Annotated in this window: 19 protein-coding genes; 5 read left to right on the top strand and 14 right to left on the bottom strand. The window is 65.2% G+C overall.

The features are described 5' to 3' along the window. Window positions 1-4: 4 nt before the first annotated feature. Window positions 5-2,221, bottom strand: a complete 2,217-nt coding sequence (locus tag DID96_RS23910; protein ID WP_124601730.1) for a TerB family tellurite resistance protein — start codon at window positions 2,219-2,221, stop codon at window positions 5-7. A 292-nt stretch (window positions 2,222-2,513) separates the two neighbouring features. On the opposite strand from DID96_RS23910, the gene DID96_RS23905 reads away from it, so the two are divergent. Beyond that, a complete protein-coding gene (locus DID96_RS23905; RefSeq protein WP_185732343.1) occupies window positions 2,514-3,074 on the top strand; it encodes a TetR/AcrR family transcriptional regulator in 561 nt (186 codons plus the stop codon). A gap of 105 nt (window positions 3,075-3,179) precedes the next feature. On the opposite strand, the gene DID96_RS23900 is transcribed toward DID96_RS23905, so the two are convergent. Genes DID96_RS23900 through DID96_RS23890 form a run of 3 tightly spaced genes read right to left on the bottom strand, consistent with a single transcriptional unit; the run spans window position 3,180 to window position 6,839 of the window. Then, window positions 3,180-4,370, bottom strand: coding sequence for an acetyl-CoA C-acyltransferase (locus DID96_RS23900; protein ID WP_124601728.1), 1,191 nt, complete (start codon window positions 4,368-4,370; stop codon window positions 3,180-3,182). Between the two features lie 19 nt (window positions 4,371-4,389). Continuing rightward, window positions 4,390-5,157, bottom strand: coding sequence for a 3-hydroxyacyl-CoA dehydrogenase (locus DID96_RS23895; RefSeq protein WP_124601727.1), 768 nt, complete (start codon window positions 5,155-5,157; stop codon window positions 4,390-4,392). A gap of 14 nt (window positions 5,158-5,171) precedes the next feature. Further along, entirely contained in the window at window positions 5,172-6,839 is a 1,668-nt protein-coding gene (locus tag DID96_RS23890) for an acyl-CoA synthetase (RefSeq protein WP_124601726.1), read from the bottom strand. A gap of 126 nt (window positions 6,840-6,965) precedes the next feature. Here DID96_RS23890 and DID96_RS23885 point away from each other — a divergent pair, with 126 nt between their 5' ends. Continuing rightward, a complete protein-coding gene (locus DID96_RS23885; protein ID WP_409333807.1) occupies window positions 6,966-8,033 on the top strand; it encodes an AraC family transcriptional regulator in 1,068 nt (355 codons plus the stop codon). A gap of 14 nt (window positions 8,034-8,047) precedes the next feature. On the opposite strand, the gene DID96_RS23880 is transcribed toward DID96_RS23885, so the two are convergent. The 5 genes from DID96_RS23880 to DID96_RS23860 form a co-directional block, all read right to left on the bottom strand. Then, window positions 8,048-8,533: a DUF1772 domain-containing protein gene (locus DID96_RS23880; RefSeq protein WP_124601725.1), complete on the bottom strand. Its 486-nt coding sequence runs from the start codon at window positions 8,531-8,533 to the stop codon at window positions 8,048-8,050. 116 nt (window positions 8,534-8,649) lie between these two features. Further along, complete coding sequence (locus tag DID96_RS23875; protein ID WP_124601724.1) at window positions 8,650-9,942, bottom strand: D-amino acid dehydrogenase; 1,293 nt, start codon at window positions 9,940-9,942, stop codon at window positions 8,650-8,652. A 184-nt stretch (window positions 9,943-10,126) separates the two neighbouring features. Further along, complete coding sequence (locus DID96_RS23870) at window positions 10,127-11,470, bottom strand: DUF3100 domain-containing protein (RefSeq protein ID WP_124601723.1); 1,344 nt, start codon at window positions 11,468-11,470, stop codon at window positions 10,127-10,129. A gap of 53 nt (window positions 11,471-11,523) precedes the next feature. Then, window positions 11,524-13,035, bottom strand: a complete 1,512-nt coding sequence (locus tag DID96_RS23865; protein ID WP_124601722.1) for an aldehyde dehydrogenase — start codon at window positions 13,033-13,035, stop codon at window positions 11,524-11,526. 20 nt (window positions 13,036-13,055) lie between these two features. Then, window positions 13,056-13,925 (bottom strand): NAD(P)-dependent oxidoreductase, encoded by an 870-nt coding sequence (locus tag DID96_RS23860; RefSeq protein ID WP_124601721.1) that lies wholly within the window; start codon window positions 13,923-13,925, stop codon window positions 13,056-13,058. Window positions 13,926-14,072: 147 nt separating this feature from the next. Between DID96_RS23860 and DID96_RS23855 the strand changes: the two genes are divergently transcribed. From DID96_RS23855 to DID96_RS23845, 3 genes are all read left to right on the top strand, one after another. Then, a complete protein-coding gene (locus tag DID96_RS23855) occupies window positions 14,073-14,984 on the top strand; it encodes a LysR family transcriptional regulator (RefSeq protein WP_124601788.1) in 912 nt (303 codons plus the stop codon). A 165-nt stretch (window positions 14,985-15,149) separates the two neighbouring features. Further along, window positions 15,150-15,923, top strand: coding sequence for a serine O-acetyltransferase EpsC (epsC, locus tag DID96_RS23850; RefSeq protein ID WP_124601787.1), 774 nt, complete (start codon window positions 15,150-15,152; stop codon window positions 15,921-15,923). Between the two features lie 10 nt (window positions 15,924-15,933). Continuing rightward, window positions 15,934-16,821 carry a VOC family protein gene (locus DID96_RS23845; RefSeq protein ID WP_124601720.1) on the top strand — a complete coding sequence of 296 codons (888 nt, stop codon included), beginning with the start codon at window positions 15,934-15,936 and terminating at the stop codon, window positions 16,819-16,821. Window positions 16,822-17,051: 230 nt separating this feature from the next. Here the strand turns inward: DID96_RS23845 and DID96_RS23840 are convergent, their stop codons facing one another. From DID96_RS23840 to DID96_RS23820, 5 genes are all read right to left on the bottom strand, one after another. Next, window positions 17,052-18,197 (bottom strand): branched-chain amino acid ABC transporter substrate-binding protein, encoded by a 1,146-nt coding sequence (locus DID96_RS23840; protein WP_124601719.1) that lies wholly within the window; start codon window positions 18,195-18,197, stop codon window positions 17,052-17,054. 377 nt (window positions 18,198-18,574) lie between these two features. Continuing rightward, entirely contained in the window at window positions 18,575-19,429 is an 855-nt protein-coding gene (locus tag DID96_RS23835; RefSeq protein WP_124601718.1) for a 3-hydroxybutyryl-CoA dehydrogenase, read from the bottom strand. 33 nt (window positions 19,430-19,462) lie between these two features. Further along, complete coding sequence (bktB, locus tag DID96_RS23830) at window positions 19,463-20,659, bottom strand: beta-ketothiolase BktB (RefSeq protein ID WP_124601717.1); 1,197 nt, start codon at window positions 20,657-20,659, stop codon at window positions 19,463-19,465. Between the two features lie 41 nt (window positions 20,660-20,700). Continuing rightward, on the bottom strand, window positions 20,701-22,374 hold the full coding sequence (locus DID96_RS23825; protein ID WP_124601716.1) for an electron transfer flavoprotein-ubiquinone oxidoreductase: 1,674 nt from the start codon (window positions 22,372-22,374) through the stop codon (window positions 20,701-20,703). Window positions 22,375-22,404: 30 nt separating this feature from the next. Beyond that, a partial coding sequence (locus tag DID96_RS23820; protein WP_148094512.1) for an acyl-CoA dehydrogenase occupies window positions 22,405-23,108 on the bottom strand: 704 nt, incomplete at its 5' end.

The following is a 23,108-nucleotide window of genomic DNA, read 5'->3' as shown; positions in this document are numbered from 1 at the left end:
TCCCTCACGCAGATTCCGTCGATTTCGATTCCGTCGATTTCGCGCGGCGCTCGCGCGACGCCACGCCCAACACCTCGGCAACCCGCGCGAATCGCGCCTGCTCCGCCTGAGTGATTTCGCCGCGCGTGGCTGCCAGCATGCGCGCCACCTCGAGCGCGCGTCGGCGCTCGGGTTCGCCCGGCAGCAAGCGCGGCAGCCCCGCGAGCGAGCGTTCTTCGTCGAGCAGCACGAGGAAGGCCTGACGCTTCACCACTTGCTTGAGGTCGGCGATGCTGATCTGCGCGTCGAGCCCGGATTCGCGCATCAGCTCGCGCATCGCATTGAACGGGCGCTCGTCGACCACCTGGAGCTCGCGGCCGCAATAGATGATCAGGCGCATCGCGCCATCCAGCAGCGTTCCGCTGTCGAACGCGGCTTCCAGTTCGCGCCGCTTGAGCCGCTTGAACTCCTCTTCGAACCAGCTCTCCGTTTCATGCGTGCGACGCTGCACGGAGCCCTCCTTCAGGCCGACCAGCGATGCGAGCCATGGCGACTCGTAGATCGTCCTGAACAGGATTTCGACGGCGCCGTCGCGCCATGCCTGATAGCTGTCGAGACCGCACACGATCGCCTGCGACACCTGCGCCTCGCCTGCGTGCAGCGCGTTCCCGGACGACGCGGGTTGCCGTGCCGCCCGCACCATGTCCGCCGCCAGCCCGATGGCCCATGCCGCCGGATTCAGGTTCGACATCGCCCACCGCTCGACGCGCGCGGGGTTCATCAGCCGAGCCCAGGCCGCCGTCCACGGATTCGATGCCGCCCTCACCCACGGCGCAACGAAGGTGTCGTAGGCGCCCTGGTTGACTTCGGCGACGCGCTTGACGACTTCGAACGCGCGCTCCCCATCGCGCCCGTCCCCGAGCGCGAGGATGTCGGCGATCTCACGGGCCTCGAAACGGATCAGATAACGCCCCGCGACAAACTCGCGGCCCGGCAGGTCGGGCTGCGTATCCTCGATCACCGCTTCGTACAAGCCGGGCGGCAGCACATCGATCAGGTCGAGCGCGCTGATGAGCTCCGTGTGCTCCTTCTTCGCGACGCCGGCCGACACGAAGATTCCCAGATGCCCGATCTTGTCGTTCAGGCAATAAACGATCGTCTGCTCGTTGTAGCGAATCGCGTCGACGCTGTCGTAGAGATCGGGAATCCAGTAGAGCGCCTGTTGCGGCGGCGTGATGTTGTCGCCCCACGACGCGAACACGACGATCGGTGAACGGATGTTGCGCAGATCGATGCGCGCGTTGCCGTCGGCCGACACCACCTCGCCGGCGGACAGGCGATTGCCGACGAAGAGGTTTTGCGTGATCCATTCCATTTCCTTCTTGTTCATCAGGAAATGGCCGCCCCACCAGCGCTCGAATTCCAGGAAGCGGGCCCGCTCCGTGTCGACGTTCGCATAGACGTTGTAGAGCTTCGTCCAGTACGTGTTCGCGGGGTTCATCTGCTCGAAGTTGTTGACCAGATAGGCGCCATCGAAGGTGCCGTTCCCGCAATCGCCCGCGAACGACGCCAGCCATGTGCCGCCAAGCAAGCCGCCCGAGTAGCGCATCGGATTTTTGCCTGCGACGCCGGCCCAGTACGACACCGGCGAGCCCGCGAGCAGCAGCGGGCCGGCCTTCTCGGGAACGGCGGCCGCGAGGATCAACGCCGCCCATCCGCCCTGGCAATTGCCGATCAGGAACGGCTTGTCTTGCGCATCGGGGTGCAATGCCGCGACGCGTTCGAGAAAGGCGATCTCCGCGCGCGTCACCGATTCGATCGTCTGGCCCGGCTCCGGCTGCGGATAGAAGAACACGAAATAGCACGGATGCCCCTGCTTCAGCGCGATGCCGATTTCGCTATCCATCTTGAAACCGCCGATCCCCGGCCCGTGGCCGGCGCGCGGATCGATGACGACGAACGGCCGCTTCGCCGGATCGGTTTCGGGAGACCCCGCCGGCGGCACGATGCGCGCGAGCGCATAGTTCGCCGGCTCCGGCAGCTCCCGGCCATCAGCGACGACTTCGTATTCGAAAGCGAGCACCGGCGGCTTGCCGGACTGCGCGTGATCGAGATAGACGTTTCCGCGCTCGCGCAGCACGTCGAGAAACAGTACGCTGCGTTGCCATGCATCGATCCCGTATTCGACGGCGTCTTGTGCGCATCGAACCAGGGACGGAATGGCGTGATCGACATCGGACATGCTGGAACTCCTGTTAGAGGAACTTCGGACAGCGCAAACGACGCTTCGCAAGATCAGCAGGCAAGACTGCCCCGTGGCGTCGCACGCAGGATGGCGAAACCGTCGAACACGGATGCCGGCAGACAGACAATACGCAAGACCGGCACGCAATCGGGAAAACGCGATGATTACGATTTGATCTCAGGCAATTAAAATATGAATATGCCTCATATTTTAAAATCATCATATGAATGAGCGTCACATTTTGTCAAGAGCGTCGAAATCCCCGACGCAAGAGCGCGGCGAACGTCGCGTGGCCGACCTTCTGCAATCAGCCGAATATTTCTTCGAAACGGACGGATACGACGGGACGACGATGAGCGGCATCGCGAACCGGGCCGGCGCGTCCGTCGGCTCGCTCTATCAGTTCTTTCCGAGCAAGGAGAACATCGGCCTGGCGTTGCTGCTCCGGTATATGGACGAGTTGTCCGGGCAGCTCGATGAATTCGAAAAAGATTTACCGGATACGCCAAAAGAATTTGCGCATCGTTTGATTTCGATCATTCTCGACTTTGTGGCACAGCGTCCGGTATGGGCGATTTTGTCCGACGTGCCCGCGCTGATGCCGCATCAATATGCGCTCGATCGCTTGTCCGCGGTTCTCGGCGGCATGATGGCGTCGTATGCGCGTTCGATGAAGGAACGCGAACTGTCGAGGGTGTCGATCACCGCGTCGCTGATGATTCGTGCCGCGGCTCAGGGCATCCGGCTGGTCGACGCGCGCGAACGCGCATCGCTGCGTCGGGAAATGCAGCGGGCGCTGGGAAGCTATCTCGAGGAACGATTGAGCAGTCGGCCGAATGCTCACGAATGATCCGCGCTCGGGCGGATCGTGCAGGTGCAGCGAGCCCGTCAGATGCGAGCGCGCCGCCTTTGATCTCATCGCGGACCCGGACGTCACCGGATCCGCGCGACTTCGTCAGACGATCCGTTCGATCGCGATCGCCGTCGCCTCGCCGCCGCCGATGCACAGCGACGCCACGCCGCGCGAGAGGCCATACGTCTCGAGCGCCGCGAGCAACGTGACCATCACACGTGCGCCCGACGCGCCGATCGGGTGACCGAGCGCGCATGCGCCGCCATGCACGTTGACCTTGTCGTGCGACAGGTCGAGATCGCGCATCGCCGCCATCGCGACCACCGCGAATGCCTCGTTGATTTCGAACAGGTCGACGTCGCGCAGCTGCCAGCCGGTCTTCTCCGACAGCTTGCGCAGCGCGCCGACCGGCGCCGTCGGGAACAGGCTCGGCTTGTCCGCGTACGTCGCATGCCCGACGATCACGGCCTTCGGCGTGAGGCCGCGCCGCTCCGCTTCCGAGCGGGGCATCATCACGAGCGCCGCGGCGCCGTCCGAGATCGACGACGAGTTCGCGGCCGTCACCGTGCCGCCCGCGCGGAACGCCGGCTTCAGCGTCGGGATCTTGTCGAGCTTCGCCTTGCCCGGCTGTTCGTCGATGCTCACCACGGTTTCCGTCTTGCCCGCGCTCACGCGCACCGGCGCGACTTCGGCAGCGAAGTGGCCTGCCGCGATCGCCTTCTGCGCGCGCGTGAGCGACGCGATCGCGAATGCATCCTGCGCTTCGCGCGTGAAACCGTAGGATTCCGCACAATCCTCGGCGAAGGTGCCCATCAGGCGGCCCTTGTCGTACGCATCCTCGAGGCCGTCGAGGAACATGTGGTCGAGCACCTGCCCGTGCCCCATCCGATAGCCGCCGCGCGCCTTCGGCAGCAGGTACGGCGCATTGCTCATGCTCTCCATCCCGCCCGCGACCATCGCGCTCGCACTGCCCGCGACCAGCAGGTCGTGGGCGAACATCGCGGCCTTCATCCCGGAGCCGCACATCTTGTTGACCGTGGTCGCGCCCGCCGCCAGCGGCAGCCCCGCCTTCAGCGCCGCCTGCCGCGCCGGCGCCTGCCCTTGCCCGGCAGGCAGCACGCAGCCGAACACGATCTCGTCGATCTGTTCGGCCGGCAGGCCCGCACGCTCGAGCGCGGCGCGAATCGCCACCGCGCCGAGGTCGCTCGCGCCGGCCGCGGCCAGCTCGCCCTGAAAACCGCCCATCGGGGTGCGTGCCGCACCGACGATAACGATCGGATCCTGTGTCGTCATGGTTCCCTCTCCTTCAGTATCAGCGCGGCGCCATGCGCAACGCGCCATCGAGCCGAATCACCTCGCCGTTCAGCATCGGGTTTTCGGCGATATGGCGCACCAGCGCCGCGAATTCGTCGGGCCGCCCGAGACGCGACGGGAACGGCACGCTCTTGCCCAGCGAGTCCTGCACTTCCTGCGGCATCCCGGTCAGCATCGGCGTCTCGAAGATGCCCGGCGCGATCGTCACGACACGGATGCCGAAGCGCGCGAGCTCGCGCGCGACCGGCAGCGTCATCCCGACCACGCCGGCCTTCGACGCCGCATACGCGGCCTGGCCGATCTGCCCGTCGAACGCCGCGACCGACGCGGTGTTGACGATCACGCCGCGCTCGCCGTTCGCGTCGGCGTCCTGCTTCGACATTGCGTCAGCCGCGAGCCGCATCATGTTGAACGTACCGACGAGGTTGATGGACACTGCGCGCGCGAAGCTGTCGAGCCGGTGCGGGCCGTCGCGTCCGACGACCTTCTCGCCCGGCGCGACGCCCGCGCAGTTCACGAGGCCGTCGATCCGCCCGAATGCGTCGAGCGTGGCCGCGATCGCGGCCTGTCCGTCCGCCTCGCTCGTCACGTCGGCCGCCGCACTGCGCGCCGCCGCGCCGAGTTCGCGCGCGACGCCGGCGACGGCATCCGCGTTGATGTCGAGCAGCATCGCGCGGCCGCCCTGCGCGACGACCATGCGCGCCACCGCGGCGCCGAGGCCCGAGCCCGCCCCCGTGACGACAAATACCCGGTTATCGATGTTCATTTGTGTTGCTCCGTTCAGGAAGGGGTACTGGCTTCGACTGCCATCTTGCGCAGCACGAAGCGCTGGATCTTGCCGCTCGGCGTCTTCGGCAGCGCATCGACGAATTCGACCGCGCGCGGATACGCATGCGCGGACAGGCGTTTCTTCACGTGCAGGCTCAGTTCGTCGGCGAGCGCCGGCGACGGCGCATGGCCCGCCGACAGCACGACGTACGCCTTGACGATCTCCGTCCGCTCCGGATCGGGCACGCCGATCACGGCAGCCTCCATCACGGCCGGATGCTCGATGAGCGCGCTTTCGACGTCGAACGGACCGATCCGGTAGCCGGCCGACGTGATCACGTCGTCGGCGCGGCCGATGAAGCTGATGCTGCCGTCCGGCTCGAGCTCGACGCTGTCGCCGGTGCGGTAATAGCCGCCGGCGATCGCGGGCGTTTCCTGGCGCCAGTAGCCGCTGAACCACAACAGCGGCGAGCGCGCGAGGTCGATCGCGAGCACGCCCGGCTGGTTCGGCGCGAGTTCGCGGCCCGCGTCGTCGAGCACCGCGACCCGATAACCGGGCATCGCGAGGCCGGCCGAGCCCGGATGAACCGGATGCGCGAGCCCGTGATGGTTGTTCACGACCATGCCGAGCTCGGTTTGCCCGTAGTGATCGTGGATCGGCGCGCCGAGCTCGGCCTCGAACCAGCGGATCACTTCCGGATTCAGCGGCTCGCCCGCGCTGCTCACGACGCGCAGTTGGCCCTTGATGCGGCTGGCCGGCCCGGAGCCGGCCGCCATCAGCAGCCGGTAGGCAGTCGGCGAACCCGCGAGACTCGTAATGCCGAGCCGCTCGATCACGTCGTAGACGCCATCGACCGTGAAGCTGCTCTCGCACAGCGTCGTCGCATGGCCGAGCAGCAGCGGGCCGGTGATCGCGTAATAGAGGCCGTACGCCCAGCCCGGATCGGCGATGTTCCAGAAGCGGTCGTCCGGACGCAGGTCCACCGCGTCGCGCATGTACGCGCCGAACGCGAGCAGCGCGTGCAACGGCACGGGCACGCCTTTCGGCAGCCCGGTCGTGCCGGACGTCGACATCATCATCAGCAGGTCCGTCCCCGTGCGCAGCACCGGGTCGAAGGTGTCGGGCTGCGCGTCGAGCGCGGCGAGGAAATCGATGTCGCCGTCCGGCAGCGACGCGCCCGGTTCGCGCACGGTCGCCACCGGCGGGCAATCCGCGACGTCGTCGAGCTTGGCGCGGTTCGCGACGTTGGTCACGACGAGCTTCGCTTCGCTCATCCGCAGCCGGTGCTCGATCGCCTTCGGCCCGAACGCGGTAAACAGCGGCTGGTAGACCGCGCCCGCGCGCCAGGTGCCGAGCACCGTCGCGAGCAGTTCGGGCGTGCGCGGCAACAGGCCGGCGACCACGTCGCCGGGCCGCACGCCTTGCGCGACGAGGAGATGCGCGACCCGCGCGGACAGCGCCTGCATCTGCGCAAAGCTGAAGCTGTGGTGCCGGCCGCTCGCGTCGATCCAGTCGAGCGCCGTCCCGCCGGCCGCCACGTGCCGGTCGCAGCATTCGACGCACGCGTTCAGCCCGTGCGCGAGGTCGCCGTGCAGTTGTGCGGCGGCCGCCTCGATGCTGAATCGGGCCACCGCGTCGGCGTAAGCGGGCGTCGCTGGGGCGACGGATTGGTCTGACATGGGTGTCTCCTCCCGTTGTATGGCTGCCGCCTCGTTGGATGGCACGGCAGATCCGTACCTGATGGTAGTAATCACCGACATTGCAAACAATGACAAATCAGGTCTAGGATCTTGATCGGAAATACCATGTCGGGAGGAGCTGCGGTGGAGCGGCAGATGATTGCGCCGGCGTTTGTCGAAGATGCGCTGGCGAGCCTGCGCCGGCAGGGCGTCGACGTCGCGCCGATCCTGCGCGCGGCCGGCCTGCCGGCCGAGGTCGACGCGCCGGTCACGGCGCAGCAATACGGGCGGCTGTGGCTCGCGATGGCGGACGCGCTCGACGACGAGTTCTTCGGCTTGGCCGCCCGCCCGATGCGGGTCGGCAGCTTTGCACTGCTCTGCCATGCGGTGCTGCACACGAACACGCTCGAGCAGGCGCTGCGGCGCTCGCTGAGGTTTCTGCGCGTGGTGCTCGACCATCCGCACGGCCGGCTGCAGATGGCGGGCGGCGACGCGCGGATCGTGCTCGCCGACGTCGGGGAGCCGCGCCCCGCGTTTGCGTACCGGACCTTCTGGCTGGTCCTGCTCGGGCTCGCGTGCTGGCTCGTCGGGCGGCGCATTCCGCTGCGGCGCATCGATTTCTCGTGCCCGAGCCCCGAGCATCGCGCCGATTACAGCCAGTTCTTCGGCGCGCCTGTGCATTTCGGCCAGCCCGACAGCCGGCTGACGTTCGACGCCGCGTATCTGAGCCTGCCGACGATCCGCTCCGAGCAGGCGCTGAAGACCTTCCTGCGTGGCGCGCCCGCGAACATCCTCGTGCGTTATCGGCACGACACGGGCTGGGTCGCGAAAATCCGCACGCACCTGAAAGCGATGCCGGCGGCGGACTGGCCGTGCTTCGACACGCTGGCCGCTCAGCTCGACATGCCGCCGGCGACGCTGCGGCGGCGCCTGCGCAGCGAAGGACAAAGCTTCGCCGCGATCAAGGACGAACTGCGCAGCGTGATGGCCCAGTCGCTGCTGCGCGAAGGCACGCGCAGCGTGGCCGATATTGCGGGCGACCTGGGCTTCTCGGAACCAAGCGCGTTTCATCGCGCATTCCGGAAATGGACGGGAGAGTCGCCCGGCGGGTTTCGCGCGGATCGGGCGGGGCTTCGCCGCGGGTCTGGTGAGGATGGCGAAGACGTCGATGGACCGATGCGCGGCGATGATTGATGTGTCGTGCGGCGCTACCTCGCCGCAATCGCCACGACAAAGAAAACACAGGCCAACGCAGACGCCACGGTCCTCACATGGTTCCAGGCGGTCCAGTCGCGCAGGTAGCGCGTCCAGAACGCCGTCCCGTCGGCCGTCGCCGGATCGGTCGTAGCGAGCGCATCGTTGAGCGGCACGTTGAAGATCATCGTGACGACGAACATGCCGAGCACGTAGATCGCGCCTGCCGCGACGATCCAGACCACGCCCGGTTCATCGCGATGAAACAGCACGAGGATCGCGAGCGCGAGCGACGTCAGCGTCGTGCCGAGGAACGCCGGCATGAACAGCGACCGGACGATATCGACGTTGATCGCGTTCATTGCGGCGACGCCGGCAGCCGGTGCGATGCGGCCGAGCGACGTCATCACGAACGCCGAGAACGCGAAGTAGACGCCGGCCAGCACACCGCAACCGATTGCGGAAAACCACAGCAGGATCGCCATGACGAGTGGTCGCATCGCTCAGCCTCCCCACGCGCAGGCCGCGGCAGCCGCGCGCGCATGGTCCGTAAAATCGCGCGCGGGCCGGCCGAGCGCTTCGTCGACGTCATACGCGGTGCCCGTCGAGCACGGCTTCAACTGAGTTCGAAGTCGGCCGGCGCTGCAGGCTCGTCCGCGTAGCGGAACACATCGAGATCGTCGTGCTGGATGGCCGGCCGCTTGCCGGACACGAGATCGGCGAGCAGTTGCCCCGAGCCGCACGACATCGTCCAGCCGAGCGTGCCGTGGCCCGTGTTGAGGAACAGGTTCGGCATCGCTGTCCGGCCGACGATCGGCGTGCCGTCCGGCGTCATCGGGCGCAGGCCCGTCCAGAACGTCGCTTTCGACGTGTCACCACCACCGGGAAACAGATCGTTCACGCACATCTCGAGCGTCTCGCGACGGGCCTCGCGCAGCTTCTTGTCGAAACCGACGATTTCGGCCATGCCGCCGACACGGATGCGTTTCTCGAATCGCGTGATCGCGATCTTGTACGTCTCGTCGAGCACGGTCGACACCGGCGCGGCCGCTTCGTTCACGATCGGCGCGGTGATCGAGTAGCCCTTGAGCGGGTACACGGGAATCTTCACGATATCCGCCAGGAATTTCGTCGAGTACGAACCGAACGCAACCACGAACGCATCGGCATGCACGAGCTTGCCGCCATGCCGCGCGCCGATCACACGGCCGCCTTCGACGACCAGGCCATCGATCACGGTGTTGTAGCGGAACGTCACGCCGAGCTGTTCCGCCAGCGCGGCAAGACGGGTCGTGAACAGCTGGCAGTCGCCGGTTTCGTCTCCCGGCAGGCGCAGCCCGCCGGTCAGCTTGTGCGACGTCGCGGCAAGCGCCGGTTCGACCCGCGCGAGATCCGCCGGCATCAAAAGCTCATAGGCGACGTTCGCTTCTTTCAGCACCGCGATGTCCTTCGCGGCGCCTTCGAGCTGCTGCTGCGTGCGGAACAACTGCAGCGTCCCGCCGGTGCGGCCTTCGTATTCGATCCCGGTGTCGGCGCGCAGCGCCTGCAAACAGTCGCGGCTGTACTCGGCGAGGCGCACCATGCGGGCCTTGTTCACCGCGTAGCGTTCGGCCGTGCAGTTCTGCAGCATCTGCCACATCCACTGCAGCTGGAACTGCTTGTCCGCGTCGTCAGGCCGGATCGCAAGCGGCGCATGCTTCTGGAACATCCATTTGACCGCTTTGAGCGGCACGCCGGGTGCAGCCCATGGCGCAGCGTAGCCGGGAGAAATCTGGCCCGCGTTTGCAAAGCTGGTTTCGAGCGCTGGACCGGTTTCGCGATCGATCACGGTCACCTCGTGACCCGCGCGTGCCAGATAGTAGGCACAAGTCACGCCAACGACGCCGCTTCCCAACACAACGACTCGCATGCTGTTTCTCCTCGCGCCCAGAAGCACATTCACGCTGCGCCGGCGCTGTGCGTGGTGCCGCAGCTTCCGGTTCAACCGCCGATACTAATCAACTCACCGCAGTTTTATTTATTGTTTTCCGTCGATTATCGGCTGAATTTATTCAGCGTCAACTGAACTCGGGTCAGGCATCCTGCACGACGTGTCAGATATGAAAGAGCTGCGCCACCAGCGTCGCGCCCAGGAACGTCCCGGCGTTTGCGACGAACGACACGAGCACGATGCGCCAGCCAAGGCGGCGGAACGCGGGAACGTCTTTCGCAATCGACAGTCCGGCAAACGTCAGCATCGGCGTGGTCACACCGAGAAAATCGTTCTTCGCGCTCAGCTCGGCGAAATGCGCGCCAAGCGGGCACCACGGCGACGTCAAGAACATCGCGATGAACGATACCCAGCACACGGCGGGAATCTTGCGACGGGTCAGCGTACACAACGCGTCGCCGGCCACCACCGCCACGATCATCAGTGCCATGCCGGGCAAGCCTTCGGCCGGCGTCGTGCCATGCGCGATCCAGTCGCAGACCAGCGACAGCACGGCAGTGACGCCCCATGCCAATGCCTTGCCGCCGTAGTGCAGCGTCGGCGCTTCGGTTTCCACGTCGCCAAGCTTCGGGCGCGCATCCGTCGACGCGTCGGACGTGCTGGAAGCGCGAGTCGTCCGACCGATCACCGGTTCGAACAGACGATATCCCCAGACCGCCATCGGCAACGAAATGAACAGCGTGAAGTAGGTTCCGACCGTCGTCGTGATCAGGTTGCTCGCCGCAGCGAACGTCAGGACCGACTTCGCGACCTCCGGCGACTGCTGCGCGGCGATCGCGCCCGACGCCGCGGCCATCATGCTGCCGGAGCCGACACCCGATCCCATCGCAAGCGCGAGCGGATCGAAGATGTTCAGGCTCGCGATGAAACCCGCGAAAATCGCAATGAACACCGCGCCGAAGATCGTACCGGTCAGATACTCGGCGAGCACCCCGCGCCCCTCGGCCGAATCCATCCCGTATTTCTCGCCGATGATCGCCAGGCTGGGCTCGCGCCCGACCGAAAATGTCGCGCCGATGGCCTCGCGCTTGATGCCGAGCACCAGCGCCAGCGGCAGGCCGAGCAGAATCGTGCCGACAAAATGGCCGAACTCCTGAAACACAAGCGCCCAGCCCGCCGAAGCGAGCTTCGGAAGCGCACTCCCGATCATCAGGCCGAGCTTGGCAATGAAAAGCAGAAGCGCCGGTTGCAGGATCGCGGCTGCACGGAATTGCGTCGGAACATCGAGGGCGACGCCGCTTCTCGAGCGTTGACTCAGCAGGCCAAGTGCGGCTCCCATCAACAGCGCCCAGATCATCGGCAACAGAACGACCTTGCCGGGACCGATCCTGAACGCAAACGAACCGATCGCTTCGGCGATGACCACGATCACCGCCGCGTAAATGAACAGCTTGACCGCGATTTGCGCCGTACCCTGTTGTTCGCGCGTATTGAACACCGTTTCCATGTCTCCTTCCTCCCCGCTGTCTCCGGCCCGATCGGGACGGAGCCGATTCCGCGTTACAGATAACCGAATGCGGTCGACGGCTCGCTGGCCGTTTCCACCCATACGCTCTTCGTCTGCGTGTACTCGTACAGCGCCTCGACGCCACTGGATCGTCCATAGCCGCTCTGGCCGTACCCGCCGAACGGAGACGCGACGCTGATCGTCTTGTATCCGTTCACCCAGAACGTACCGGCGTTCACCTGCGCCGCCACCCGGTGCGCACGGCCGACATCGGTCGTCCACACGGCGCCGGCGAGACCGAACTCGGTATCGTTGGCGATCGCAATCGCTTCGTCTTCCGTATCGAACGGAATGGCCGCCACGACCGGGCCGAAAATTTCGGTCCGCGCGACGTCCATTTCGTTGGTGACGTTGGCGAGAACGGTCGGGGAAACGAAGTAACCGCCGTCCGACACGTCGGTCGATCCCGCGGCGAGCGTCGCCCCGGCTTCGACGCCACGTGCGATCATCGACATCACATGCTCGTACTGCTTGCGGTTGTTGATGGGGCCGACCTCGGTGCTGTCGTCGAGCGGGTTGCCGACCTTGATCTTCTTCGCACCGGTCGCGACCATCGACACGAACTCCTCATAGATCGAACGCTGGACGAGCAAACGCGAACCGGCGACGCAGCTTTGACCCGCGCCCGCAAAAATCGCCGCCTGCGCCGTCAGTGCCGCGCGCTTCAGGTCCGAGTCGCCGAACACGATGTTCGCGGACTTGCCGCCCAGTTCGAGCACACACGGCAGCACACGCTTCGCGGCCGATTCCGCGATCCTCGCACCGGTGGCCGGCGAGCCGACGAACACCACCTTCTTGACGACCTTATGCGCGATGGCCGCTTGCGCAACGGTATGCCCGTAGCCCGACAGCACGTTGATCAGGCCTTTCGGCGCGCCTGCTCGCTCGGCGATGAAGCCCACGACCAGCGACGTGAACGGCGTCAGCTCGGACGGTTTGAGCAACACCGCGTTGCCCATCGCGATGGCCGGCGCGACCTGCCATCCGCAGGTGAACACCGGCGCATTCCACGGCGTGATCTGCAAGACCGTGCCCGCAGGCTCGCGACGCGTGTAGTTCAGATGCGAGGTCGGCACGGGAATGACATCGCCGTAGAACTTGTCGGCCCAGCCGCCGTAGTATTCGAACATCTCGGCGACCTTCGCCACCTCGCCGCGGCAATCGCGAATCGGCTTGCCGGAGCCAAGCGATTCGAGGCGCGCAATGGGCTCGGCCTCCTTGCGCAACTCGCGGGCGATGTCGAACATCACGCGGCCGCGCGCCGCGTGCGTCAGCGACCACCACTGCTTCTGCGCGATGGCGGCGGCCTGGGCGGCCAGCTCGACGACGGCCGCGCCGCCATCGTTGTACGCGAGGCTCGGCTTGCCGGTCGCCGCATCGTACAGCTGAACCGGTTCGCCGGCGCCTTCAACCAGCTGGCCACCGACGTACGAACCGATGGTCCGTGCATTCGGGAAAAAATGCGCGAAAGCTGCCAGAAGCTCGTGTGCTGCCTGGTTGTCCATTTCCATGCTCCTGTATTCAGTCAGTGCTTCTCGGTAAATTGCACGATCCGGTTGAAGTCTTCCTGATCGCCGATCGATTCGACGCTCGCGGCCCACAGGCGTCCGGCTTCGGCCGCCATCGGCGCGCCAACGCCGAGGTTGCGCAGCAGGTCCATCGCGAGGCGCACGTCCTTGCGCATCAGCTTCATCGTGAACCCCGAGTCGAACTTGCCGTTGAAGATCCATGTCGGATAGTTCGTCAGCGTCGCGCTGTTGCGGCCCGAGCCGCCGTTCAGTGCGTCGACGAGCTTCTCCGGGTTCACGCCCGCGGCCTCGGCCGCGCGCACGGCTTCGCTGGTCGCGAGCAGATGCACACCGGTCAGCAGGTTGTTGATGATCTTCGTCACATGCCCCGCGCCAACGGGGCCGACATGCACGCGCTTCGCGCTCATCACCGCAAGCACCGGTTCGACCGCAGCGACATCGGCATCCGAGCCGCCGAGCACCATCGTCATCGTCGCGGTCGCCGCGCCTTTAGGACCGCCGCTGACGGGGCCATCGACCAGCCCGACTTTCATCTCAGCGAGCGCTGCGGCCACTTTCCGCGTGCTGGCCGGATCGGCCGTCGTGGTGTCGACGACGATCAGGCCCGGCCGTGCATTCGCGGCAACGCCACCTTCGCCCAGCACGACCTTTTCGACGATGTCGGAGGTCGGCAGCGACAGAATGAGGACATCCGAGCGGCGCGTGATGTGGGCGATCGATTCGCATGCGTTCACGCCTTCGGCTTGCAGCGCACCGACCACGCCCGGTGACGCATCGAACCCGAGGACGTCGTACCCGCCACGCTTGAGCGACAACGCCATGCCGCGTCCCATGTTGCCCAGACCGATCACACCCACCGTCTTCATATGCTGTGCTCCGTATTTGGTTTTGCAGCCCGCGCACCGGGAAGTGCCTCGCGCCGTGACTGTTCGGGGTTCCATACTGGACTTTTGGAGACCTATAATCAATCCACTCCAATATCAAAAGTGTTCCAAAAATTAGAACGGGGACATATGGTCGAGAATCTGACGGACAGCAGGATCGTGTACTTCTTCGAGGCCGTGCGGTGCGGCACCATCCGTGCCGCCGCCGACTGGCTGAACGTCGCGCCGTCCGCGGTCAGCAGACAGATCGGCCTGCTCGAAGGGGAACTCGGCGCCGTGCTGATCGAGCGTCACGCGCGAGGGGTCACGCCGACCGAGGCCGGCCAGTGTGTGATCGAGTACTTCCGCGAGCAGTTGGCGCACAAGGACGACCTGCTGTCACGGCTGCAGGAATTGAGGGGGCTGCGAACCGGCCACGTCAATATCGTCCTCGGTGAAGGCTTCGTGTCGGACATGCTCGCAGGCCCGATGCAGACCTTCTGCAAGCAATATCCGGGAATCCATATCAACCTCGATCTCGCGGGCACCAACGAAGTGGTGCGCAAGGTCACCGAGGACGAAGGCGAAATCGGGCTCGTCTACAATCCGCCGCCCGATGCGAAGATCGTGTCGAGAGCGTCGAAGTTGCAGCCGATGATGGCCATCGTCGGGCCGGATTTCCCGCTGCGAGGCCGGGGCAAAGCGATGACGGTCGCAGAGCTGGCGTCCTATCCGCTTGCCGCGACCCACGCGTCGTACGGCACGCGGCAAATGCTGGAAGCGGTCGAATTCGCCGAGAAAATCCGCTTCGATCCGGTCGTGACGACGAACTCCATCACGATCCTCAAGCAGTTCGTGAAATCCGGGCTGGGCATCGTCTGCCTTCCCGCATTCGCCGTTTCGACCGAAATCGATGCCGGTGAGCTGTTTGCAATCCCGATCGATCATCCGATCCTGGCCAATGCCGAAGCGCATCTGGTGACGCGCGTCGGGCGGAAGCTGTCCGTTGCGTCGAACAAGATGCTTCAGCTGATGAACGCTCAAATGCGCGCGTTCCGGTAATGCGGCACGCCGGCGGCATGCGCGCCGAGCCGAGCCGAGCCGACCAGCACACGACGATCCCGCAGGCCGCTGCGATCTGATTTTTAGAACAAAGATGCGCATCCGCGGCATTTGCGATCGTTTTTGACACGCCCACACTTGCGCTAAAGGAGAGCGACTTTGGACATGTTCAATGACGACGCCGTCTGGCGGACGATCCTGCTCGAAGCCGAGCGGGAGGCAACCGCCCGGCCGGCGATGCGCGCGTACTACCGGAAAACCGTTCTCCGCCACGAGTCGCTTTGTCAGGCGTTGGCCACGTTGCTTGCATCCGAACTCGTGACGATGGACAGTTCGCTTCCGGACTTCTCGGCCGAGTTCGAACGGACGATCGCGTCGGCTGCGATCAGCGAACAGGCGGCCGCGGACATCCACAAGATTGCAAGTGCGAATCCCGCGTGCCCGAATGCGCTGTCCGCGTTCCTGGCCTTCCGCGGCATCCTCGCCGTCCAGCTCCATCGCATCGCGCACGCGTACTGGGGCAATGGCGAGCGCACGTTCGCCGTGCTGCTGCAGAACTGGGGCGCCCGGATCTACAACGTCGACATCCACCCGGCCGCGCGGATCGGCAAGGGCCTGTTCGTGGATCACGCGATGGGCATCGTGATCGGCGAGACGGCCGTGATCGAAGACGACGTCAGCATCTGGCACGGCGTTACGCTGGGCAGCACGTTCAGCGAATCGGGCGACCGGCATCCGAAAGTCCGGCGCGGCGCGACGCTCGCCGCTCATGCGCTGATCCTCGGCAATATCGAAATCGGCGAGAACGCGGTCATCGCCGCCGGCAGCGTCGTACGGCAATCGATTCCGGCGAACATGGTTGCCGCGGGTGTGCCGGCCAAGGTCATCAAACCGGTCGCCGCCACGTACGCTGCGATTGCTGCTCCGTCAGACAACTAGAGGTATGTGGATGCTTCCTCCGAACCAGCATCGCCTCGGCATCGACCACCCTGTCGTCTCGGTGAGAAATCACCCACAGGCGGTGGAAAAGTACAAGCGCCTCGGCTTTTCGCCGAGCCCGATTTCCTATCATCCGTGGGGCTCGGTTCTCACGCTGATGATGTTCGAGAACAACTTCATCGAGGTGATCGGGATTGACGACCGGTCGAAATTCGGCACGGGCGAGGTCAACGGGTTCTGCTACGGCCGCACGCTCGGTGAATTCCTCGACCGGTCGGAAGGCCTCGGGCTGCTCGCGCTGCACAGCAAGGATATCGATGCCGATTTTGCGGCGATCAAGGCAACGGGGCTGCCGGTTCAGCAACGCGTCGAGTTTCGCCGCAAGATCACGACGCCGGACGGCAAGCCGGACGAAGCGGTTGTGTCGCTCGGCATGGTGATGGATACGGAACTGGGCGACGCGTCCAACTTCCTCTGCCAGCAACATCGCCCGGAGTTCATCTGGCGGAAGGATTGGCAAAACCACGCGAATGGCGCGATTGCCGTTGATGAGGTGGTGTACGTGACGCCTGAGCTCGGTCTCCTCGAAGAACGGTGGTCCAGACTTTTCGGTACTGACCGTACGTCGCGTAAAGACGGTCACGTCGAAGCCGATACCGGCTGCGGGCGCGTGGTTGCGCTTACGCCAGCGCAGGCTGAAGATCGCTTTGCCGCGGTCGGTCTGCCGATCAGCTACACCGATAAACCTCACGGTATTGCGCTGCAGCTCCGTGTGCGGGATATCGAACACACCGGGAAGGTTCTGGCGGAGAACGCGGTCGAATTCGGAAGAACGTCGAAAGGCATTGCCGTGTCGCCTGATTCGGCAGGCAATACGATCATCGAATTCGTGCAGTAGTAGCGTTCGAGACGTTCGGCTGAGGACAGAACGCCGGACGCTTTCGCAATCCGGTTCGTCGGTTCGTGAGCCTGGCACGAAGGGCGAGATCCGCTTCTGCTTCGATCAGGCACACGCTCAAAGACATGCGTCCTCGCCGTTGTCTTGATAGCGAAGGCGAGGACGCAAGCGCACTGATTGCATGAAAGGAGGCGGCGCGCGACAAGCACGATGCTCGTCGCGCCCCGTCCTCAGTGTTGAACGCCGAGGCTTTCGCGCTTGCCGTCCTTGAACGTATACAGGGTCAGCGTTGCGTTCTGCAGATCGCCCTTCGGATCGAAACGCGTCTCGCCGATCACGCCCTTGTAGTCCGTCTTCTTCAGATATGGCAGATACTTCGCAGGATCGGACGAACCGGCGCGCTTCATCGCGTCGACCAGAATCATGATGGCGTCGTACGCATACGGCGCATAGATCACCACGTCCTGACCGTATTTCTGCTTGAAGCGCGCCCTGAAGTTCTCCATCCCCGGCTCATACTCCTGTGTGATGCCGCCCGCTTCCGCACATATGACCTGCCGGCCGTTGAGCGCCGCACCGGCGAGGTTCGGCAACTCGCCGGTACAGATGCCGTCGCCGCCCATGAACTTCGACGCCATGCCGAGCTGCTGCATCTGCTTGATCATCGGGCCGCCCTGCGCATCCATGCCGCCATAGAAGACGATATCGGGATTTTCGCCTTTCACCGCAGTCAACACACCACGAAAATCGGTTGCCTTGTCGGTCGTGTATTGCCGTGAGACCAGTTTCGCGCCCGCGGCCGTTGCCGCCTTCAGAAATTCGTCGGCAATGCCTTGTCCATACGCTGTCCGATCGTCGATGACCGCCACGGATTTCGCGTTCCATTTCTGCACCGCGTACTTGCCCAGGACCGAGCCGAGCTGGCCATCGTTCGCGACCAGCCGAAAGGCCGTATCGAAGCCTTGCTGCGTGTACTTCGGGTTGGTTGACGACTGCGAGATCTCCGGAACATGCGCGTCAAAGTAGATCTTCGAAGCCGGAATCGTCGCACCGGAGTTGAAGTGCCCGACCACACCCCTGACCTTCGCGTCGACGAGCCGCTGCGCGACCTGGGTGGCCTGCCGCGGATCGCCGCCATCATCTTCCACCTGAAGCTCGATCCTGACCTTCCTGCCGCCGATCACCGGCGGATTGGCGTTCAGATCGTCAACGGCCATTCGCGCACCACGTTCGACATCCTTGCCGAGGTTCGCATTCTGGCCAGTCAGCGGGCCGGCAAACCCGAGCTTCACCGTGTCCTCCTGGGCGCTCGCGACGCCGGACGCGCAGGCAAGGACGGCGCCGCCGATCAATGCAACCGATTTCGAAAGATTCATTGCCTCTCTCCAACCGAAACGTGTAATGCGAAGGTTTTTATAGTGAGGAATCCATATTCAAAAGATTCCGGACCGAGCGCGTCCAGTCGAAATTGATCTACTCCCCCGACGGATATGATCCCGGCAGATCCCGATCGCATATCCCGGCGCGCAAATTCAGTGTCCACGCGCCAAATTTGCCCGCCAATAGCATCGACTCGTCGAGAGTGTTCTGTTTTTGAGAACGCTCCAAATGCAGGCCGTCTCTGCCATAGAACTGACGAGCGATATTCGTGACGAACCTGAAATGCAAAAACGGCTGCCGAGTGGCAGCCGTCTCATTCCGCTGAAATCGCGGGCGCGCCGAACGCGCCCGCGTTCCCGCGCATTCCCGCAAGTTAAGCGCTGTAGTCGTAAACGCCGCGGCCCGTCTTGCGCCCAAGGCGCCCGGCCGACACCATCTCGCGCAGCAGCGGGCACGCACGGTACTTCGGATCCCCGAAGTCCTTCAGGAACACGTCCATCACCGCGACGCACACGTCGAGCCCGACCAGATCCGCGAGCGCGAGCGGCCCGATCGGATGGTTCGCACCCAGCTTCATCCCCTGGTCAATCTCCTCGGCCGACGCAACGCCTTCGGCGAGCAGGAAGAACGCCTCGTTGATCATCGGCACCAGGATGCGGTTGACGACGAAGCCCGGCGAGTTGCGCACGCCGATCGGCGACTTGCCGAAGCGCTCGGTCAGCTCGCGTACCGCGGTAGCCGCCGCGTCGCTCGTCTGCAGCCCGCGGATGATCTCGACGAGCGGCATCAGCGGCACCGGATTGAAGAAGTGCATGCCGACGAAGCGCGACGGATCGGCGAGCGGCGCAGCGAGCGCGGTGATCGAGATCGACGACGTATTCGTCGCGATGATCGCGTCCGCGCGCACGACCGCTTCGATCTGCTTCAGGATGCGTGCCTTCAGCTCGACGTTCTCGGTCGCCGCTTCGATCACGATGTCGGCCGTCGCGAGACGCTCGTAGTCGGTCGACGTCTCGATGCGCGCGAGCGCGGCGTCGCGCGTCGCAGCGTCGAGCTTGTCCTTCGACACGAGCCGGTCGAGGCTGCCCTTCAGCGTCGCGACGCCCTTCGCGAGCGCCGCGTCGTTGACGTCGATCATCACGACGTTGAGTCCTGCAACGGCGGCGGTCTGCGCAATGCCGTTGCCCATGGTTCCGGCGCCTACGACGCCTACGGTTTCGATTGCCATGACGATTCCTGTGGTCGGGTGCTGAGCGGTCGATTATTGAAGGTTTTCGAAGATCGCCGCAATCCCCTGCCCGCCGCCGATACACATCGTCACGAGCGCGTAGCGGCCGCCGATGCGCTTCAGCTCGTACAGCGCCTTGACCGTGATCAATGCGCCCGTCGCGCCGATCGGGTGGCCGAGCGAGATGCCCGAGCCGTTCGGGTTCACCTTCGCCGGATCGAGACCAAGTTCCTTCGTGACCGCGCACGCCTGCGCGGCAAACGCTTCATTCGCCTCGATCACGTCGAGATCGGCGATCGTCAGCCCCGCGCGCTCGAGCGCCTTCTGTGTGGCCGGCACGGGGCCGATGCCCATGTACGCCGGATCGACGCCCGCGTGCGCATACGCCACGAGCCGCGCGAGCGGCTTCACGCCCTGCGCGCGTGCCGCGTCTGCGCTCATCATCAGCACGGCTGCCGCTGCGTCGTTGATGCCCGACGCATTGCCGGCCGTCACCGTGCCGTTTTCCTTCGCGAACACCGGCTTGAGCTTCGTGAAATCGTCAGCGCTCGCGTCGTTGCGCACGTGCTCGTCGGTATCGAACTGCACTTCGCCCTTGCGCGTGCGGATCGCGATCGGCAGGATCTGGTCCTTGAAGCGCCCTTCCGCGATCGCGCGCGCCGCGCGACGATGCGATTCGAGCGCGAGTGCGTCCTGTTCGTCGCGCGTGATGCCGTACTTGCGCGCGACGTTTTCGGCGGTCACGCCCATGTGGATCGTCTGGAACGGGTCGTGCAGCGCGCCGAGCATCATGTCGACGAGCTTGCCGTCACCCATCCGCTGGCCGAAGCGCGCGGCCGGCACCGTGTACGGCGCGCGGCTCATGTTCTCCGCGCCGCCGCCGATCGCGACGTCGGCGTCGCCGAGCAGGATCGTCTGCGCGGCCGACACGATCGCCTGCAGGCCCGAGCCGCACAGCCGGTTCACGTTCAGCGCGGGCGTGTGCTGCGCGACGCCGCCGTCGATCGCCGCGACGCGCGACAGATACATGTCCTTCGGTTCGGTGTTCACAACGTGGCCGAACACGACATGGCCGACCGCTTCGCCGGGCACGTTCGCACGCGCCAGCACTTCGCGCACGACCTTCGCACCCAGTTCGGTCGGCGCGAAATCCTTCAGGCTTCCGCCGAAATCGCCAATTGCGGTACGGACACCGCTCACCACCACGACTTCTTTCGCTGCATTGCTCATCGTCTCGCTCCTGTTCGTCCGCGCGTCAGTGCGCGTCCGCATTACATGTTCGGGTAATTCGGCCCGCCACCGCCTTCCGGCGTGACCCACACGATGTTCTGCGTCGGGTCCTTGATGTCGCAGGTCTTGCAGTGCACGCAGTTCTGCGCGTTGATCACCAGGCGATCGCTGCCGTCGTCGTTCTTCACGAATTCATAGACGGCCGCCGGGCAGAACCGGCCTTCGGGCCCCGCGTACGTGCGCAGGTTCACGTTCACCGGCACGTTCGCATCCTTCAGTGTCAGGTGCGCCGGCTGGTTCTCCTCGTGGTTCGTGTTCGAGATGAACACCGACGACAGCCGGTCGAACGTCAGCTTGCCGTCCGGCTTCGGATACTCGATCGGCTGGCATTGCGACGCCGGCTTCAGCATCTCGTGGTCCGCGTGCTTGTGATGCAGCGTCCACGGCACGTTGCCGCCCATCACTTTCTGCTCCAGCCCGACCATCAGCGTGCCGAGGTACAGCCCCTTCGCCATCCACTGCTTGAAGTTGCGCGCGCGGTGCAACTCCGTGTGCAGCCACGATTGCTTGAACGCATCCGGGTACGCGTTGAGCTCGTCGCTCTGGCGGCCGGCCTGCACCGCGTCGAACGCGGCGTCCGCCGCCAGCATGCCGGTCTTGATCGCCGCGTGGCTGCCCTTGATGCGCGACGCGTTCAGGAAGCCCGCATCGTCGCCGATCAGCGCGCCGCCCGGGAACACCGTCTTCGGCAGCGACAGCAGCCCGCCCGCGGTGATCGCGCGCGCACCGTACGACACGCGTTTGCCGCCTTCGAGGAATGCGCGGATCGACGGGTGCGTCTTGTAGCGCTGGAATTCCTCGAACGGCGACAGGTACGGGTTCGTGTAGCCAAGGCCGACCACGAAGCCGACCACGACCTGGTTGTTGTCCATGTGGTACAGGAACGAGCCGCCGTAGGTGTCCGACTTCAGCGGCCAGCCGGCGGTGTGGATCACGAGGCCCGGCTTGTGCTTGGCCGGGTCGATTTCCCACAGCTCCTTGATGCCGATCCCGTAGGCCTGCGGATCGGCGTTCGCGTCCAGCTTGAACTTCGAGATCAGCTGGCGGCCCAGGTGGCCGCGGCAGCCTTCGGCGAACAGCGTGTACTTCGCGTGCAGCTCCATGCCGAGCTGGAAGTTCTCGGTCGGCTCGCTGTCCTTGCCGACGCCCATGTTGCCGGTCGCGACGCCCTTCACCGAGCCGTCGTCGTTGTACAGGATCTCGGCGGCCGGGAAGCCCGGGAAGATCTCGACGCCGAGCGCCTCGGCCTGCTGGCCGAGCCAGCGCGTGACGTTGCCCAGCGAAATGACGTAGTTGCCGTGGTTCTTGAAGTTGTCGGGCAGCGCCCAGTTCGGCGTCGTGACCGCGCTCTTCTCGGACAGGAACAGGAAGCGGTCTTCCGTCACCTCGACGGTCAGCGGTGCGCCTTGCTCCTTCCAGTCGGGGAACAGCTCGGTGATCGCGCGCGGGTCCATCACCGCGCCCGACAGGATGTGCGCGCCGATCTCGGAACCCTTCTCGAGCACGCACACGCCGATCTCGGCGCCTTTCTCGGCGGCGAGCTGCTTGAGCCGGATCGCCGCGGACAGCCCGGCAGGGCCGCCGCCGACGATCACGACGTCGTATTCCATCGATTCGCGCGGACCGTATTGCGCGATCAGATCATCTTTAGTCAAAGCTGGGTCTCCTCCTGCTGCAGTTCCAGATCAGAACTGGTCTTCGGTCAACGCGAGCACGCCCGCGCCGCCCTTCGCGCTGACGATCGACGCTTCGAGCCCGCCCGCCTGCACGAGGATGTGTTCCGCGTAGAACTGCGCGATCGCGATCTTCGCATCATAGAACGCCGGATCGCTCGCGCGGTTCGCGTGTGCCGCCACCAGCGCGCGCGCCATCTGCCACCCGCACAGCACCACGCCCGCCAGCTTCAGGTACGGCACGCTGCCCGCGAACACCGCGTTCGGGTCCTGCTTCGTGTTCGCGACCACGTAATCGACCACCGCCGACAGCGCACGCGCGCCCTGCTCGAGCTGCGCCTTCATCGACGCCGCCGCTGCGCCGTCGAGCTTGCCCAGCGCGTCGACCGTCTGCCCGATCTCGCCGATCAGCGCCTTCGCGACCGCACCGCCGTCGCGCACCGTCTTGCGGCCGACCAGGTCGTTCGCCTGGATCGCCGTCGTGCCTTCGTAGATCGCCAGGATCCGCGCGTCACGGTAGTACTGCGCGGCGCCCGTCTCCTCGATGAAGCCCATCCCGCCGTGCACCTGCACGCCGAGGCTCGCGACGTCGTTCACCATCTCGGTGCTCCAGCCCTTCACGACCGGCACCAGATACTCGTAGATTGCCTGATGATGCGCACGCGTCGCCTCGTCCGAATGGCGGTGGGCAATGTCGCTGTGCGCGGCCGCGACAT

The sequence above is a fragment of the Burkholderia sp. Bp8963 genome (assembly GCF_003854275.1).
In the GTDB taxonomy this organism is placed as follows: Bacteria; Pseudomonadota; Gammaproteobacteria; order Burkholderiales; family Burkholderiaceae; genus Burkholderia.
The sequence above is the reverse complement of the archived record's forward strand: the minus strand, read 5'-3'. Positions and strand labels throughout refer to the sequence as shown.

Bases quoted from the DNA above. Each gene is read 5' to 3' on its own strand.
- DID96_RS23910 (WP_124601730.1), bottom strand. From the start codon at position 2,221: ATGTCCGATGTCGATCACGCCATTCCGTCCCTGGTTCGATGCGCACAA.
- DID96_RS23900 (WP_124601728.1), bottom strand. From the start codon at position 4,370: ATGACGACACAGGATCCGATCGTTATCGTCGGTGCGGCACGCACCCCG.
- DID96_RS23895 (WP_124601727.1), bottom strand. From the start codon at position 5,157: ATGAACATCGATAACCGGGTATTTGTCGTCACGGGGGCGGGCTCGGGC.
- DID96_RS23890 (WP_124601726.1), bottom strand. From the start codon at position 6,839: ATGTCAGACCAATCCGTCGCCCCAGCGACGCCCGCTTACGCCGACGCG.
- DID96_RS23885 (WP_409333807.1), top strand. From the start codon at position 6,966: ATGTCGGGAGGAGCTGCGGTGGAGCGGCAGATGATTGCGCCGGCGTTT.
- DID96_RS23880 (WP_124601725.1), bottom strand. From the start codon at position 8,533: ATGCGACCACTCGTCATGGCGATCCTGCTGTGGTTTTCCGCAATCGGT.
- DID96_RS23875 (WP_124601724.1), bottom strand. From the start codon at position 9,942: ATGCGAGTCGTTGTGTTGGGAAGCGGCGTCGTTGGCGTGACTTGTGCC.
- DID96_RS23870 (WP_124601723.1), bottom strand. From the start codon at position 11,470: ATGGAAACGGTGTTCAATACGCGCGAACAACAGGGTACGGCGCAAATC.
- DID96_RS23865 (WP_124601722.1), bottom strand. From the start codon at position 13,035: ATGGACAACCAGGCAGCACACGAGCTTCTGGCAGCTTTCGCGCATTTT.
- DID96_RS23860 (WP_124601721.1), bottom strand. From the start codon at position 13,925: ATGAAGACGGTGGGTGTGATCGGTCTGGGCAACATGGGACGCGGCATG.
- DID96_RS23855 (WP_124601788.1), top strand. From the start codon at position 14,073: ATGGTCGAGAATCTGACGGACAGCAGGATCGTGTACTTCTTCGAGGCC.
- epsC (WP_124601787.1), top strand. From the start codon at position 15,150: ATGTTCAATGACGACGCCGTCTGGCGGACGATCCTGCTCGAAGCCGAG.
- DID96_RS23845 (WP_124601720.1), top strand. From the start codon at position 15,934: ATGCTTCCTCCGAACCAGCATCGCCTCGGCATCGACCACCCTGTCGTC.
- DID96_RS23840 (WP_124601719.1), bottom strand. From the start codon at position 18,197: ATGAATCTTTCGAAATCGGTTGCATTGATCGGCGGCGCCGTCCTTGCC.
- DID96_RS23835 (WP_124601718.1), bottom strand. From the start codon at position 19,429: ATGGCAATCGAAACCGTAGGCGTCGTAGGCGCCGGAACCATGGGCAAC.
- bktB (WP_124601717.1), bottom strand. From the start codon at position 20,659: ATGAGCAATGCAGCGAAAGAAGTCGTGGTGGTGAGCGGTGTCCGTACC.